This window comes from Acidovorax sp. 35-64-16 (genome assembly GCF_002281195.1).
In the GTDB taxonomy this organism is placed as follows: Bacteria; Pseudomonadota; Gammaproteobacteria; order Burkholderiales; family Burkholderiaceae_C; genus Acidovorax; species Acidovorax defluvii.
In genome coordinates this window covers 1-14861 of sequence record NZ_NCFM01000009.1, presented here as the reverse complement: position 1 = coordinate 14861, position 14861 = coordinate 1, and the positions used below count along the sequence as shown (strand labels likewise).

15 protein-coding genes are annotated in these 14861 nt (G+C 65.3%); 11 read left to right on the top strand and 4 right to left on the bottom strand.

All coding sequences use genetic code 11. The features are described from left to right. Positions 1 to 22 precede the first annotated feature (22 nt). Positions 23 to 1168: an FAD-dependent oxidoreductase gene (locus tag B7Y64_RS08570; RefSeq protein ID WP_291324716.1), complete on the top strand. Its 1146-nt coding sequence runs from the start codon at positions 23 to 25 to the stop codon at positions 1166 to 1168. 71 nt (positions 1169 to 1239) lie between these two features. Here B7Y64_RS08570 and B7Y64_RS08565 read toward each other — a convergent pair whose 3' ends face one another. Then, entirely contained in the window at positions 1240 to 1953 is a 714-nt protein-coding gene (locus B7Y64_RS08565) for a Crp/Fnr family transcriptional regulator (RefSeq protein ID WP_024815126.1), read from the bottom strand. 62 nt (positions 1954 to 2015) lie between these two features. Between B7Y64_RS08565 and B7Y64_RS08560 the strand changes: the two genes are divergently transcribed. The 6 genes from B7Y64_RS08560 to B7Y64_RS08535 all read left to right on the top strand — a co-directional run bounded on the left by B7Y64_RS08560 (position 2016) and on the right by B7Y64_RS08535 (position 9528). Next, positions 2016 to 4154: a TonB-dependent receptor gene (locus tag B7Y64_RS08560; protein WP_291328670.1), complete on the top strand. Its 2139-nt coding sequence runs from the start codon at positions 2016 to 2018 to the stop codon at positions 4152 to 4154. 234 nt (positions 4155 to 4388) lie between these two features. Continuing rightward, positions 4389 to 5441, top strand: a complete 1053-nt coding sequence (locus tag B7Y64_RS08555) for an ABC transporter substrate-binding protein (RefSeq protein WP_291328668.1) — start codon at positions 4389 to 4391, stop codon at positions 5439 to 5441. Then, positions 5441 to 6235, top strand: a complete 795-nt coding sequence (locus tag B7Y64_RS08550) for an ABC transporter permease subunit (protein ID WP_291328666.1) — start codon at positions 5441 to 5443, stop codon at positions 6233 to 6235. The genes B7Y64_RS08555 and B7Y64_RS08550 overlap by 1 nt, the downstream gene beginning before the upstream one ends. Then, complete coding sequence (locus B7Y64_RS08545; protein ID WP_291328664.1) at positions 6232 to 7092, top strand: ATP-binding cassette domain-containing protein; 861 nt, start codon at positions 6232 to 6234, stop codon at positions 7090 to 7092. The genes B7Y64_RS08550 and B7Y64_RS08545 overlap by 4 nt, the downstream gene beginning before the upstream one ends. Beyond that, on the top strand, positions 7083 to 8321 hold the full coding sequence (locus B7Y64_RS08540) for an NnrS family protein (protein WP_366444412.1): 1239 nt from the start codon (positions 7083 to 7085) through the stop codon (positions 8319 to 8321). The genes B7Y64_RS08545 and B7Y64_RS08540 overlap by 10 nt, the downstream gene beginning before the upstream one ends. A 403-nt stretch (positions 8322 to 8724) precedes the next feature. Continuing rightward, the gene (locus B7Y64_RS08535; protein ID WP_291327155.1) at positions 8725 to 9528 is read left to right on the top strand and encodes an SDR family NAD(P)-dependent oxidoreductase; all 804 of its coding nucleotides are present in this window, start codon (positions 8725 to 8727) and stop codon (positions 9526 to 9528) included. A 75-nt stretch (positions 9529 to 9603) separates the two neighbouring features. On the opposite strand, the gene B7Y64_RS08530 is transcribed toward B7Y64_RS08535, so the two are convergent. Together B7Y64_RS08530 and B7Y64_RS08525 are read right to left on the bottom strand one after the other, a co-directional pair. Continuing rightward, positions 9604 to 11010 (bottom strand): MATE family efflux transporter, encoded by a 1407-nt coding sequence (locus B7Y64_RS08530; protein WP_291327157.1) that lies wholly within the window; start codon positions 11008 to 11010, stop codon positions 9604 to 9606. A gap of 77 nt (positions 11011 to 11087) precedes the next feature. Then, positions 11088 to 11576, bottom strand: a complete 489-nt coding sequence (locus tag B7Y64_RS08525) for a MarR family winged helix-turn-helix transcriptional regulator (RefSeq protein WP_291327159.1) — start codon at positions 11574 to 11576, stop codon at positions 11088 to 11090. 94 nt (positions 11577 to 11670) lie between these two features. On the opposite strand from B7Y64_RS08525, the gene B7Y64_RS08520 reads away from it, so the two are divergent. Both B7Y64_RS08520 and gloA read left to right on the top strand, forming a co-directional pair. Further along, a complete protein-coding gene (locus B7Y64_RS08520; protein ID WP_291327161.1) occupies positions 11671 to 12222 on the top strand; it encodes a PaaI family thioesterase in 552 nt (183 codons plus the stop codon). After that, positions 12219 to 12632, top strand: coding sequence for a lactoylglutathione lyase (gloA, locus tag B7Y64_RS08515; RefSeq protein WP_024815113.1), 414 nt, complete (start codon positions 12219 to 12221; stop codon positions 12630 to 12632). The genes B7Y64_RS08520 and gloA overlap by 4 nt, the downstream gene beginning before the upstream one ends. Positions 12633 to 12894: 262 nt before the next feature. Here the strand turns inward: gloA and B7Y64_RS08510 are convergent, their stop codons facing one another. After that, on the bottom strand, positions 12895 to 13437 hold the full coding sequence (locus tag B7Y64_RS08510; RefSeq protein ID WP_291327163.1) for an OmpA family protein: 543 nt from the start codon (positions 13435 to 13437) through the stop codon (positions 12895 to 12897). Between the two features lie 57 nt (positions 13438 to 13494). Here B7Y64_RS08510 and B7Y64_RS08505 point away from each other — a divergent pair, with 57 nt between their 5' ends. Further along, positions 13495 to 14088 (top strand): gamma-glutamylcyclotransferase, encoded by a 594-nt coding sequence (locus B7Y64_RS08505; protein ID WP_114654552.1) that lies wholly within the window; start codon positions 13495 to 13497, stop codon positions 14086 to 14088. A 66-nt stretch (positions 14089 to 14154) separates the two neighbouring features. Further along, positions 14155 to 14799 carry a hypothetical protein gene (locus tag B7Y64_RS08500; protein ID WP_291327165.1) on the top strand — a complete coding sequence of 215 codons (645 nt, stop codon included), beginning with the start codon at positions 14155 to 14157 and terminating at the stop codon, positions 14797 to 14799. The last annotated feature ends 62 nt before the right edge of the window (positions 14800 to 14861 follow it).

Sequence of the window (14861 nt, the reverse complement as noted above, 5' to 3'; positions counted from 1 at the left end):
CACGAACCACTCTGAACGCCCCATGAGCACCACCCCCACCCCCATTCAGACCGATTTCATCATCATCGGTGCCGGAATTGCCGGCGCTTCGGTGGGCTATTGGCTCGCCCCGCATGGCAAGGTGGTCATCCTTGAGCGCGAATCCCAGCCGGGCTACCACTCCACGGGAAGGTCGGCTGCCCTTTACATGGCCAGCTACGGATCGGAGCAAGTGCGCGGCCTCACGCGCGCCAGCCTGGATTTTTTCCGTAACCCGCCCACCGGGTTCACTGATTACCCGCTTCTCAAGCCACGGGGCGCCATGATGGTCGCCACCGCCGGGCAGTTGGATGCGCTCAACGCGCACTGGAAAATGCTCAGCGCGCTCGACCCCCATGCACAGTTCATCACCGGCGAGGAAGCGTGCGCGAGGGTTCCGGTTTTGCGTGCCGACCAGGTGGCGGCGGCGGTTTACGAGCCCGATGCCTACGACATGGACGTGGACGCTATCCACTCCAGTTTTCTGAAAGGCATTCGCCGCGCGGGCGGCAAGGTGCAATGCAATGCGCAAGTGACCGCGATGCAGCGACAGGACAACGCATGGGTGGTGACGGCAGGTGAGCAAAGCTGGACTGCGCCCGTCGTGATCAACGCAGCCGGCGCCTGGGCCGATGACATTGGGCAACTGGCGGGGGCCCAGCGAATCGGGTTGGTGCCTTGTCGTCGTTCGGCATTTGTGTTTCCCGCGCCGCCAGGCTGCAACACAGAACACTGGCCCATGGTCATTGGCGCCAGCGAAGACTGGTACCTCAAGCCGGACGCCGGGATGCTGCTGGGGTCGCCAGCCAACGCGGATCCTGTTCAGCCGCAAGATATCCAGCCAGAAGAGCTCGACATTGCCATGGGCATTGCTCGCATTGGTGAAATGACCAATCTGGAAATCCGGCGCCCCACCCGTACCTGGGCGGGGTTGCGCTCGTTCGTTGCAGACGGTGGATTGGTGGGTGGACCGGACGCGCAGGCCCCCGGGTTCTTTTGGGTGGCGGGGCAGGGTGGCTACGGCATCCAGACCTGCGCGGCCATGGGCGAGGCATGCGCGGCGCTGGTGCGGGGGCTTCCAGTGCCACAGCACATTCAGCGGCAGGGCGTGACAGAAACGGCTCTGAGTCCGCAGCGGCTATTGGCATAGCAGAAGCTCAAGGCCCCCAAGCGTGGCCTTGGACCTCGCCGCACCGAACTCGTTTCGGGCAAGCGGCCTTGCTAAAAACTGCGGACACACCCGCCGGCCAGGTTTTGCAGCGACGCGGTCTCGATCAGCGCCCAGATGCGCTTTTCGCCACGGATCCAGCAGCGCATGCGCCACTCGGAAAGCAGACGGCTCAGCGTTTCGGCGCGGATGCCGAGGTAGGCGGCCAGTTGGCGCTGGCTAAAAGGCAGTTCCACACGATTGCCCTTGTCGGCGGGCAATTGCAACAGATAAGCGGCCAGCCGCTGGGGCGCGCTGCTGGTCGTCAGCCATTCAACTTCATTGACATAGCGGTATAGGCGCCGGCTGAAATCTTCCAGCAGTCGGAGCGCCAGGGCTGGGTGCGCCTGGCAAGTTTCGCGCAGTGCGTGGCGCGCCATGCGCCACACGGTGGTGGCGCCTGCGGCGCGCGCCATCATGGGGTAGCGCCCGTGGCCCATGAACATTGCCACCTCGGCAACGCTCTGGCCGCTGGGGTAGCTGTGGAATATGCGCTCCTGTCCATTGCTGCTGAACCGAACCAGCTCCACGCTGCCTTGCACGACCAGAAGCCAGTGGTGGGCGGTGGCACCTTCATGAAACACGATGTCACCGCTGCGGTAGTGGCGCAGTTCTGCCTGTTCGACCAGCTTTTGCAAAACAGAGGGTGGCAGCCCCTGCAGCAAGGGGTGAGCGTTCAGCCAGGCACCGGGGCCGCTGGCGGCGTCGCAGTTGTTGATAAATGTCATTGGTGTGAATTTTCAATTCGCGGATCATATTGCAAATGCGAATGACTACCAATAACGTTTACATGTCCACGCCTCCTATGACTCCCCTTTCGTGTTTCTCCTTGCGCACCACTGCGGGCGTGCTGCTCGTGGCGGCCCTGGTTACCCAGGCGCAGGCGCAGGAGGCGGTCAGCCTGCCATCCGTGACAGTGCAGTCCAGCCCTTCTGGCGCCGACATGCCCGCGCGCAACGGCGTGGAAAAAGAGCGCAAGCGCCTGCAACAGGTGCCGGGCGGCACCAACCTGGCCGAGCCGCAGAAGGAGGCGCGCATGGCCACCCTGCGCGATGCGCTCGATTACCAGCCCGGCATCGTGCTGCAGGACTTTTTTGGTGGAACCGACCAGCCGCGCCTGGGTATCCGTGGCTCGGGCATTCAGAGCAACCCGGTGAACCGGGGCGTGCTGCTCTTGCAAGACGGCTTGCCGCTCAACGAGGCCGACGGCTCTTTCATCATTGGCCTGATCGAGCCGCGCAACGCGGCTTACGTCAGCGCCCGGCGTGGCGCCAATGCCATCACCCCCGGTGCCACCACGCTGGGCGGCGAGGTGGATTTTGTTTCGCTCACCGGTGCCGACGAGCGTGGCCGCGTGCGTGCCGAAACCGGCAGTTTTGGCCGCCAGGGCCTGCAGGGCGCTGTGGGCGTGGTGGGCGAGCAGCTCGATGGCCGTGTTTCCGTCAGCAGCGACCGCTATGACGGCTATCGGCATCACTCCGCGTCGCAGCGCGACGCTTTACAGGCCAATGTGGGTTTCCAGGGCGATGGCGGATTTGAAAACCGCACCTACCTGAACTGGACCGACCTGGCCTTCCAGATCCCCAGCGTGGTGCCCAAAGACCGCATCGGCTCCGACCCGCGCGGCGTCCTGGGCGACGGCAAAACGCCGCAAGACCAGTTGCTCAACGTTTACAAGCGCGACCCGCGCCGCGCTGCCACGCAGCTGCGTCTGGCCAACCGCTCCACCTGGGGCAGCGAGGCGCTGCGCCATGAAGTGGGTGTGTATTGGCAGGACACCGACGATCTGTTCAACAACCAGACCAACCACACCGTGACGCACAGCCGCACCACCGGCGCGCAGTGGCAAGCCAGCGGCCGGCCCGACGGCACTGCTGGCGCCGTGGGCTGGCGCACCGCGCTGTCGTGGGCGCAGAGCCAGATGGAGCGCGACCTGTACGCCACCAACCCGGCCAACGGCCAGCAGATGCAGCGCTTTGGCTCCTACGACCTGGACGCCAGCAACCTGCAGGCCCTTGCGTCGGCCGACTGGCGCGTAGCCCCGGGCTGGACGGTGCTGGGCAGCCTGCAGTGGAGCCAGGTCACCCGCGATGCCGCCAGTCGTACCAGCGCGGCCCAGCTCGACCAGGACTGGAACTTCGCCACGCCCAAGATCGGCGTGAACTGGGAGCTTTCGCCTGCCACGCGCCTGTGGGCCAACCTCAGCCGCAGCCACGAGGCGCCCACCTACTGGGAAATCCTTGGCGCCACCGTCGCGCCCAATAACCCGGCTGCTGCCAGCGCCGAGCTGGTGCGCCTGAAAACGCAGCGCGCCACCACGCTCGAACTGGGCGGCCAGGGCCGCCTGGGCGAGGGCGCGCAGGCCCTGCAATGGAACGCGGCGGTGTACCGCAGCGTGGTGGCCGACGAGCTCATCTCCACCACCGACGCCAATGGCATCAAGGTGGGCACCTACAACTACCGGGGAGGAACGCTGCACCAGGGCGTGGAGTTGGGCCTCTCGGGCAGCCAGCGCATGGGCGTGGGGGCGCTGGACTATCGTGGAAGCTGGACCTACAGCGACTTCCACTTTCGCGCGGGTGAGTACGCGGGCAAGCAGATCGCCGGCGTGCCGCGCCACCTGATCAATGCCGAACTCATGGTTCGCCTGGGTGCCTGGCGATTTGGCCCCAACCTGCGCTGGGTGCCGGTGAGCACGCCCACCGACCACGCCAACACAGCGGGCACCCAACAGGAGTCGTATGCGCTGCTGGGCCTGAAAGTCGAATGGCGCGACGGCCCTTGGGCCGTGTACCTGCAGGCCGACAACGTGACCGACCGCCGCTACGCCAGCAGCTACGTGATCCGCAACCAGGCCACGGCGGCCCAGCCGGGTTACCTGCCGGGTCTGGGGCGCAGCCTGACAGCGGGGCTGACCTACAAATTCTGACCCTCCCTGTGCCGCTTCGCTCCTTCCCCTCTGTCTGCTTCGCTTTGTTGCGCGAAGGGGGGACGCTGCCTGCGCGGCGCGGCGGCCCTTGCGCTGCGGCCACTGGCCTGGGCAGCGCTGGTTGCATGGTGCGCGCGTAATGCACGCGCCATGAAGAACAGAGGAAACCCTTTTTTGAGCCCTTGCGGCCCGTGCCGCAGTAGCAATGGCCCGCTGCGGCCGTGGAGTACGACCATGCACGATGATTTCCTGAACCCACAGACCACGCTCTCGCGCCGCCATGCGCTGGCACTGCTGGCCGCACCCCTGGCCGCCGCACCCGCGCTGGGCGTGGCCGCAGCTCTGCCGCAGATCACCCTGGCCGGGCCGCCCGCCATCGTGTCGGCGCCGCTCATCCACATGGCCGAAAGCAATGCACTGCAGGGCGTGGCGCAGCGCACCGTGTTCACCGCCTGGCGCGACCCCGACCAGCTGCGCATGATGGCCATGGGCGGCAAGGCCGATGTGCTGGCCATGCCCAGCAACGTCGCGGCCAACCTGTTCAACCGGGGGGCCGGGGTCACGCTGCTCAACGTTTCGACCTGGGGCGCGCTGTGGATCGTCACGCGCGACGCGCAGCGCAAGGCGCTGGCCGACTTCAAGGGCGAGGAAATTGCCGTGCCCTTCCGTGGCGACATGCCCGACATCGTGCTGCAGGTGCTGGCCGCCAAACAGGGGCTGGACCCGCTGCGCGACTTCCGCATCCGCTATGTGCCCACGCCCATGGAGGCCATGCAGCTGCTCATCACGCGCCGCGTCTCGCACGCGCTGCTGTCCGAGCCCGCCGTCTCGCTGGCCCTGCGCAAGACGCGCTCTTTCCCCGTGGGGTTGATTGCGCCGGATCTGCACCGGGGGGCCGACCTGCAGCAGGAATGGGGCCGCCTGCTGCGGCGCGCGCCGCGCGTGCCACAAGCGGGTATTGCCGCTGTGGGTGTGGTGCGCTCACAGCCGCAGGTGCTGGATGCCGTGGCGCAGGCCTATGCGCGCTCGCTTGCCTGGTGCCGCGACAACGCCCTGGAATGCGGCCGCATGATGGCGCGCCACATCGACCTGCTCACCCCCGAGGCCGTGGCCGACGCCATTGCCGTGAGCCTGATGGACGCCGTGCCTGCCGCTGCCGCACGCGCCGAACTGGAGTTTTTCTTCGGACAGCTCATGACCCGAACCCCCCAGCTATTGGGGGGCAGGCTGCCAAGTGAAGCGTTCTACCATGCCAGCGCGCAGCGACCACTGAGAGGAGGGCAGTGATGTTGCGTTTGCTGTGGCGTGTGTTTGCGGGTCTTCCCGCGTATGTATGGAGTGGCTGGGGGGCTGCCGCCAGCCTGCTGCTGTTGCTAACAGCCTGGGAGGCCGTGGCCGCGTTGTACGACCCGCTCATCCTGCCCGACCCGCTCACGGCTTTTGCCGCGCTGTGGGCGCAGGTGAAGCAGGGCGCTGCCTGGCCCGCGCTGTGGGCTACGGCACGCCGCGCGCTCATGGGCCTGGCCCTGGCGCTGGGTGTGGGCAGCGTGCTGGGGCTGCTGGCGGGGCTGTCTGTCACCGCCTCGGTGCTGGCGCGCCCGCTGGTCACCGTGCTGCTGGGCACGCCGCCCATTGCCTGGCTGGTGCTGGCCATGCTGTGGTTTGGCATGAGCGACGGCACGCCGGTGTTCACCGTGTTCATTGCCTGCTTTCCGGTGGTGTTTGCCAGCGCGCTGCAGGGCACGCGCACGCTCGATTTGCAACTGCGCGACATGGCGCGCGCCTACCGCCTGCCGCTGGGCATGGCGCTGCGCGAGGTGTACGGGCCGCATGTGCTGTCGTACCTGTTCCCGGCCTGGGTCACCGCGCTGGGCAGCGCCTGGAAGGTGGCCGTGATGGCCGAACTGCTCGCCAGCACCGACGGCGTGGGCGCCGCGCTGGCGGCCAGCCGCTCGCAACTGGACACCGCCACCACCCTGGGCTGGATCAGCGCCGTGGTGGGTTGCCTGCTGGTGGTGGAGTATGGATTTTTGGAACCGCTCAAGCGCGAAGTGGAACGCTGGCGGGAGGCACCCCGATGAGTTTGCTGCTTCAAGATGTGCGCCACAGCTACGCGCTGACCGAGGTGCTCGGAGGCGTGGGCCTGGCGCTTTCGCCCGGCCGCGTGCTGGCGCTGGTCGGCCCCTCGGGCTGCGGCAAGACCACGCTGCTGCACCTGTGCGCGGGCCTGATCGACGTGCAGGAGGGCCGGCTGGACAACTCCTTCGTGAACCCCGCGTTGATGTTCCAGCAGCCGCGCCTGCTGCCCTGGCAGACCACCGCCGACAACATCGCCCTGGGCCTGCGCGCGCAGGGCATGGCGCGCGCCGCCGCGCGTGAGCGCGCCCACGCCATGGGCGCCGTGCTGGGGCTGGACTTTGAAGCCCTGGCCGCCTACCCGCACCAGCTGTCGGGCGGCATGCAAAGCCGCTCCGCGCTGGCACGCGCCCTGGTGCTGGAGCCCGATTTGCTGCTGATGGACGAACCCTTCGCCGCGCTCGACATCGGCCTCAAGGCACAGCTGCACCGCCTGCTGCTGCGCCACCAGCGCGAGAAGGGCACGGCGGTGCTGATGATCACGCACGACCTCATGGAGGCCGTGCGCCTGGCCGACACCGTGCTCGTCATGGCCGCCGGGCCGGGCTGCATCGTGCACCAGCACAGCCCGCAAGCCCCGGCCCTGGCGCGCACCGACGCCATGGTCTACCACGACACCGCCGAGTTGCTGCGCGTACCCGCCGTGCGCGCTGCTTTCGGGCTCGATGTGCTGCAGGACGAGGGCGCCTGCGCCACGGCGCCCGGCTCGGCCGTCAACGTGTTGCCGCTACAGGGCCATCGCCTGCAGGCCTTGCAGCCCGCGCCAGCGCAAGATGAAAAGAAAGGAATGCGATGCGGATGACAAATACGGCGCCTTTAATCCAGGCGCCGAACTGGTGGGCGCTGGAGCACCCGCTGTGGATGTGCGCGATGCGCCCCTTTTTTGTGTTGACCATGGGCTCGGCCGTGCTGTTGGTGGCCTTGTGGAGCGCTGTGTTGGCCCTGGGTCTGCCGCCGCCCCGGGTGGCGGGCGGCGCGCTGGTGTGGCACGCACACGAACTGCTGCTGGGTTTTGGCCTGGCTGCGGTGGCAGGCTTTGTGCTCACTGCTGTGCCCGAATTCACTGCCACGGCAAGCGCCAGCCCTCGCACCGGGCGTCTTCTGGTGCTTCTTTGGCTACTGGGCCGTCTGGGGGTTTGGCTATCGGGTGCTGCGGGGTTGCCGGCTCTGGCCCTGGCCGCCCTGGCGCACCTGGGGTTGATTGGCGGCCTTCTGATACTGCTGTTGCCCGCGTTGCGCACCGTGGCCGGAAGGCGCCAGCATGCCTTCGGCTGGGCATTGGCGGCGCTGTTCCTGCTGGCAGCAGGTTTTTACGTTGATGCACTGCGCGGCCAGTACCCCATGCGCTGGCTTTTGGCCGTGCTGGGACTGGTGATGGTTCTGATCATCGTGGCCATGAGCCGAATTTCCATGCGCATCGTTAACCGGTCCATCGATGAGGCGGGCGAGGGCGGTGCTCCCTATCTGGCGCGTCCTCCCAAACGCAACCTGGCCATTCTGTGCATCGTGCTTTTCACGCTGGCCGAGTTTTGGCACCCGGGCGGTCGCGTCAGCGGCTGGTTGGCCTGCGCCGCCGCTGCCGCGCTGTGCAACCTGTTGGGCGACTGGCATGTGGGCCGTCCGCTGCTGCGGCGCTGGCCTTTCATGCTCTACGCCGTGTACGTCTGCATGGCGCTGGGTTACGCGCTCATCGGCACAGCCTTGCTCGCGGGCGGGCCAGGCGCTAGCGCGGGTCGCCACCTGCTCACCATGGGGGCACTGGGTCTTTCGATCTATGTGGTCATCAGCATTGCAGGGCGTGCGCACTGCGGCCACCCCTCGGACGAGCGCCCCTGGGTGGTGCAAGGTGCCCTGTTGATCGGTGCTGGGGCCATGCTGCGCGCGGGCGCTGCCTTTGCCCCCGAAGCCGCCACGGCACTGCTGGGCACGGCCGGTATGTGCTGGGTGGGCGGCTTTGGCCTGATGGCATTGCGCATGCTGCCGGTGCTGTGGGGCCCCCGGCCCGATGGAGGGCGCAGCTGCGAGGGGTGACGTCCACACAGCTTGGGCGCCACACCCGTCTTCTGTATCGTTGCAATGAATTCACTCGGACTGCAACATCGGTGGCGAAATCGTCGCATAGGCCTGACCAAGGATACGCTGGTAGGTCAGCGCCCAAAACTACCCACAGCAACTCCGAGGTTCGTCAGGCTAATTTTGCCGCTCGCTATTTATGTTGGATCGCTTCCGGACACGCTTCGATGGAAGCGAGGTCATATTCAGGTTGTCGCCCAGATCCGCGTGATTGGCGCAATGTAAGTTAACATAATATACATCGTATCTAACCAAGACTAGACGCACACGCATAGCACGCAGCTTCCCAATTGGCCTGTCGGACACTCCTGCATCTGCACACCGCTGCTTGTTCCATAGCTCTTCCGACCCGCTACCATCCATGTCCATGACCCTTTCGCCCCCCGCACCTTCGAGTTCGTCCATCCATTTCGGCCACCAAGGTCGGGTTTGCATCGTCACCGGCGGCGCGCAAGGGATTGGCGAGGCCTGTGTTCGCCGCTTTGCTGCCGATGGCGCCAGGCCGGTGATTGTGGATGTGGACGATGCGCGTGGCCAGGCGCTGGCACTGGAACTGGATGCGCTTTACATACGTTGTGACGTGGGCGACAAGGCGCAGGTGGATGCGCTGGTGGCCCAGACACTCGCAACGCTGGGGCGCATCGACGTGTTGGTGAACAACGCCGGCATCTTCCGCGCGGCCGACTTTCTGGACGTGACCGAGGCCGACTTTGACGCTGTGCTGCGCGTCAACCTCAAGGGCTCATTCCTGGTCGGCCAGGCCGTGGCGCGGGCCATGGTCGCTTCGGGCGGTGGGTCTATCGTCAACATGAGCTCGGTCAACGGTGTGCTGACCATTCCCAACATCTCCAGCTACAACGTGAGCAAAGGCGGCGTGAACCAGCTCACGCGCGTGATGGCCCTGGCGCTGGCCGACAAGAACATCCGCGTGAACGCCGTGGCCCCTGGCACCATCGCTACCGAACTGGCTGCCAAGGCCGTGCTGACCAGTGATGACGCCCGTAAGAAAATCATGAGCCGCACCCCCATGAAGCGGCTCGGCGAGCCGTCGGAGATTGCCGATGTGGTGGCCTGGCTGGCCAGCGATGCCGCCAGCTATGTGACCGGCGAGATCGTGACGGTAGATGGCGGGCGCATGACGCTGAACTACACCGTTCCAGTTTGATTCAACAGAAACTACTGAATTGATAGCTGCTAACGCTTGATGGATAAGCGCTAGCGGCCATTTTTACCATATTTTCTAAACCTGAGACATGCGCCGCAGCAAGCCCGCCATGCTGCGCGGCCAACCCACCGGGCCGAACCAGGCACCACCCGCAATCGCCCAGGCGTTGACCACGCCGTACAGCACCAGCGCCATGCCCTGCGCGGCAAAGACCGCAGCCAAGCCACCGCCCCAGCGCAGCGCCAGCCAGCCTCCCGTTACCGCGACGGCAAGGCGCACGATGTTGCCGATCACCGGCCAGAGCAAGCGCCCTGCCCCTTGCGAGGCAAAGTACAGCACCAGGCCCAGGCCAAAAAAGCCGTACACCGGCCCGACGGTGCGCAGATACTGCGCGCCCGCCTCCAGCATGGCGGGGTCGCTGTTGAATAGCGACAGCCACACGCCCGGAAACGCCGCTGCCCACAACCCTATCGCTTCGGCCATCACAAACGCCATGGCCGCGCCGATCCAGGTGGCGCGCAGCGCTCGTTCGCGCTGGCCTGCACCAATACAAGTGCCCACCATGGCCACCAGCGGTGCGCCCAGGCCGAATACCAGTGGCACCAGCAGATATTCAAGCCGCGACGCAGTTCCATAGCCCGCGATGGCCGCCGTGCCAAAGCCGCCCACCAACGCGGTGGTGACGCCAATCGACAGATTGGTGGCGACGGTAGAGACGGTGCCCACCAGCCCGACCCGCAGGATGTCCTTGAACAAGATCCAACGAAATCGGATGTGCTTGAACGAGGGCTGGAGCAAGCTGCGCGGGGACCACAGATATGCCGCCAGCACCACACTGCCGATCAGGTAATACGACATCAGCGCGATCGCACCCCCGGCAATGCCCAGGCCGGGCATGGGGCCCCAGCCAAAGATGAAAAGCGGCGACAGCGGCACCAGCACCACCGCACCCAGCACCGTGACATACGCGGGCACGGCCATGTTGCCCGTGCCCCGGATCACGGCCGACAGCGTGTTGAACAGCCACACCAGAAAAGCGCCCGCAAACACCCAGTTGGAATAGACCAGTGCCGCATCCAGCGCGCCTCCGGTGCCGCCCATGCGGGTATAAAGCCAGCGCCCTCCTCCCACCACGCCCACCGTAAAGATCAGCGAGAACACCGCCGCAATCGCCAGCGCGTGCAGCACCAACGCGTCGGCATCGTCCCGCCGCCGCGCGCCCAAAGCGCGGGCAATGGCCGACGCGATGCCGCCGCCCATGGCACCGGCAGAGGTCATCTGCATCAGCATGACCACCGGGAACACCAGCGCCATGCCCGCCAGCGCATCGGTGCCCAGCTTGCCGACAAAGTAGGTCTCGATAAGCCCGACGCCCGCCTGCGCCAGCATCACCAGCACATTGGGCGCAGCCAGTCGCAGCAGCGTGGGCGCAATGGGCGCCTCCAGCAGCATGCGGGTGCGCGGGTTCAGGGTGTCGGTCATGTCGTCACCGCTGCAGCAGCACGGGGTTTGCGCGGCACCATGATGCGCACGGTAAACAGTTGCAGCACATCGGGGACTCATTCGTCATGGCCAGCCTCGTGCATGGGCAGCGCCGCCAGCAGATCCATGGATTCATCCACGAGTGCATGCAGCGCCATCACGCGTTCGGCGCCCAGCGTTTCGTTCAGCGCCAGTTGGGCTGCCTTCCAGTGGCGCTGCGCTTCGGCGCGTTTGTCGCGGCCGGTGTCGGTGATGTGCGCCAGGCGGCTACGCGCATCGGCGCCCGCCTCCAGCGTGACCCAACCGGCATCTACCAGAGGGCGCAGGTTGCGGGTGAGCGTGGAGGCATCCATTTTCATGGCCACCGCCAGGTCGCCTGGGCGGATTGGCCCCAGCTTGAGCACATGCGACAGCAACGAATACTGCGTGGTCTTGAGCCCGCACTTCGCCATTTCGGCGTCGTAGTGGGTTGCCACGCGGCGCATCAGCTGGCGCAGCTTGAAGTTGGTACAGCCTTGCGGCAGCGCCTGGGGCGCCTGGGAAGCGGGCGCTCGGGCAGAGTCCATGGAGGTTGTGTCGGCTTGCATGAATTTAATTGTATCTGCAATAATTGCATATGCAATATCTACATTCAAACTCCACCACCGACCACGACACCCCATGACCCAACACAACCACCTTGAACACTGGCTTGCGCAAGAACGCGAGATCCTGGAGCGGCTGGAAGTCGGCCCCGGCCCGGGCGTGGCGCAGCGTGAACAGATTGCCCACCTGAACGGCCTGGAACAGATGCAGGCCATGCTGCGCGGCGAGCTGCCCTACGCCGCCATCGCCAAGACGCTGGATTTTCTGATTGTGGAAGTGGGAGAAGGCACGGCCATCTTCCAGGGTACTCCGCGCGCCGAGCACCTCAACCCCATGGGCACCGTGCACGGCGGCTGGTTTGCCACCCTGCTCGACTCGGCGCTGGGCTGCGCCGTGCACACGCGCATGGAGCCCGGGCGTGGCTACACCACGGCCGAGTTGGGCATCAACCTGGTCAAGGCCATCACGCCCAAGGTGCAACGCGTGCGCGCTGAAGGCCGCGTGATCCACAGCGGGCGCCAGTTGGCTACGGCCGAGGCGCGCCTGGTGGGCCCGGACGGCACGCTGTATGCCCACGCCACCACCACCTGCCTGGTTTTTGACTTGCCTGCACAATCGAGGGCATGAAATTCCTCCACACGATGCTGCGCGTTGGCAACCTTCAACGCTCGATTGATTTCTATACCCAGGTGCTGGGCATGCAACTGCTGCGCCAGTCTGAAAACCCCGAGTACAAATACTCGCTGGCGTTTCTGGGATTTGATGGCGGCAACCCCGGTCAGGCCGAAATTGAGTTGACCTACAACTGGGGCACCGAGAGCTACGACCACGGCAACGCCTATGGCCACATTGCGCTGGGCGTTCCAGACGCCTACGCAGCATGCGAAAAAATCAAGGCCGCTGGCGGCAATGTGACGCGTGAAGCAGGCCCCGTCAAAGGCGGCAGCACCGTCATCGCGTTTGTCACCGACCCCGATGGCTACAAGATTGAGTTGATCCAGCGCACAGAGGGCGCGGGCGGTACGGGTTTGCGTTGAATCGTGCGTTCAAGCGGTTGACGGGCAGCAGACCCGATTTGCTATTAATATAGTAGCTATTGGCGCTTTATTGATAAGGGATAGAGGCGCTTTTTATACAAATAACTGGTTCTTCTACCGCCACCGCTTGCTGGTGGGCACCCCATCTCCAGCGTGGGAAATCCGCAGTACACCCGCAAAAAAGCCCGGCAACGCCGGGCTTTTGCATGGGGGCAGGCAGGGGTGGCATCCACGGCTCCCCTGCCCCCACTTGGGCTTGGGCTTACATGCCGCCCAGGACCACTTCCACACGGCGGGCTTCGGCGTTGCTGCCGGTGGCGGTGGTTTCTTCGGGCTTCTTCAGCTCGATCTTGTCTTCGGCCACGCCCAGGCCCTTGAGCGCGTCGCGCACGGCAAGGGCGCGTTGCTTGGCCAACTCGGCGTTCAGAGCGGCGTCGCCCGTGGCGTCATGAAAACCAGACACCACGGCCATTTTTCCTTCGGCCACACCCTTGACGACATCGGCCAGAGCTTCGTTGGCGCCTGCAGCCAGATCGGCCTTGCCGCTGGCAAAGTAGAACTTCACCACGCCGTTTTCCACCCGCACGCTGGCGCCGTCGGCTGCCACTGCACTAGCGTCTGCGGCCGCCGCTGCTGGCGCGGTGCCTGCTACAGCCGTTGCCGCAGGCTGGGATTGGGCCGATCCGCCCAGCTGCTTGACCACCACGGTGCCCACCACCACAGAGATCAACAGCGCAATCAGCGCAATCAGGAAACCGAGGGCAAAACGCTGCTGGCTGTCGTCGTCAGAACTGTTAAATGACATGGGAAAACTCCGTAAATAGTGACCTGTTGGACCAACCAACAATTGTAAAGTGTTGCCATGACGATGCTCTCCGCGCCCACCCGTGACCCGGCACCCATGCTGGAGCGTGCCTTGCAGCAATGGGGCGGCCGCAGCGATCTGTGGGTGTTTGGCTATGCCTCGCTGATCTGGCGGCCTGACTTCGACTTTGCCGAGCGCAGAAGCGCGCGGGTGCACGGCTGGCATCGGGCGCTCAAGATGTGGAGCCGCATCAACCGGGGCACGCCCGAATGCCCTGGCCTGGTGTTTGGCATGCTCTCGGGCGGTAGTTGCCGGGGGATGGTGTTTCGGGTGGAGCGCGCCCATGCGCACGATGTCATGGTCAACCTCTGGCAGCGAGAAATGCCTCTGGCGGTCTACGACCCGCGCTGGCTCACCTGCCACACCATGCAAGGCCCGGTGCAGGCGCTGGCATTTACCTTGTCGCGCCAAAGCCCCAGCCATACGGGGGAATTGCACGAGGACGAATACCGGCGCATTTTTCTGCAGGCCAGTGGGCGCTATGGCACCACACGCGACTACGCGCAGGCCACCTTTGACGAGTTGCGCCGCCAGGGCATTCACGACCGGGCGCTGGCGCGGTTGCTTGCGTTGTCCTTCCCCAAAAGCTGAGCCACTTGCCATATGCCGATGGCGCGTGGTGCATGGTCTCGCGGACGGCCCGTACCGCCTCCCATAATGGAACGCATGCACCTGGTTGCCATCACCTCCTTTATCGCCGGACTCATTGTTGTCATCGTGGGGGCAGAGCTCATCGTTCGTGGCGGATCGCGGGTGGGGGCCTTGTTGGGGGTGTCGCCAATGATTCTTGGGCTGACGGTGGTGGCGCTTGGCACCAGCACACCCGAGCTGGCCGTGGGTTTGACGGCGGCGGCGGAAGGCAATGGAGGGCTTGCAGTGGGCAACATTGCCGGCACCAACATCGTCAACATCCTGCTGATTCTGGGGTTGAGCGCGTGGATCATGCCGCTCAAGGTGCAGCTGCTCAGCCTGAAACTGGATTTGCCCGTGATGGTGGGCTCGGCCCTGGCGCTACTGTGGATGGCGTGGGACGGATTGCTCAGTCGCCACGAAGGCGCCTGGATGGTGGGCGCATCCGTGCTTTACACCATCGCCATGGTTCGCCTGAGCCGGCGAGAAAGCCTGCCCATGCAGCAAGAGTTTTCGCGCGAGTACAGCGCCAAAAACATCCTGCCCCGAGTTGCCACGCTGCAGGGCACGGTGAGTGTGCTGATGCTCGCTGCCGGTATCGTGGTAGCGGTGGTGGGGGCTGAACTCCTGGTATCGAGGGCAAGCCAGGATACGGCCAGTTTTAGCTCATAAGCCTCGTAGTAATTAAAGGCGGCTTGCTTATGTGATAAGGTATATGCCGGCCACGCGGAATC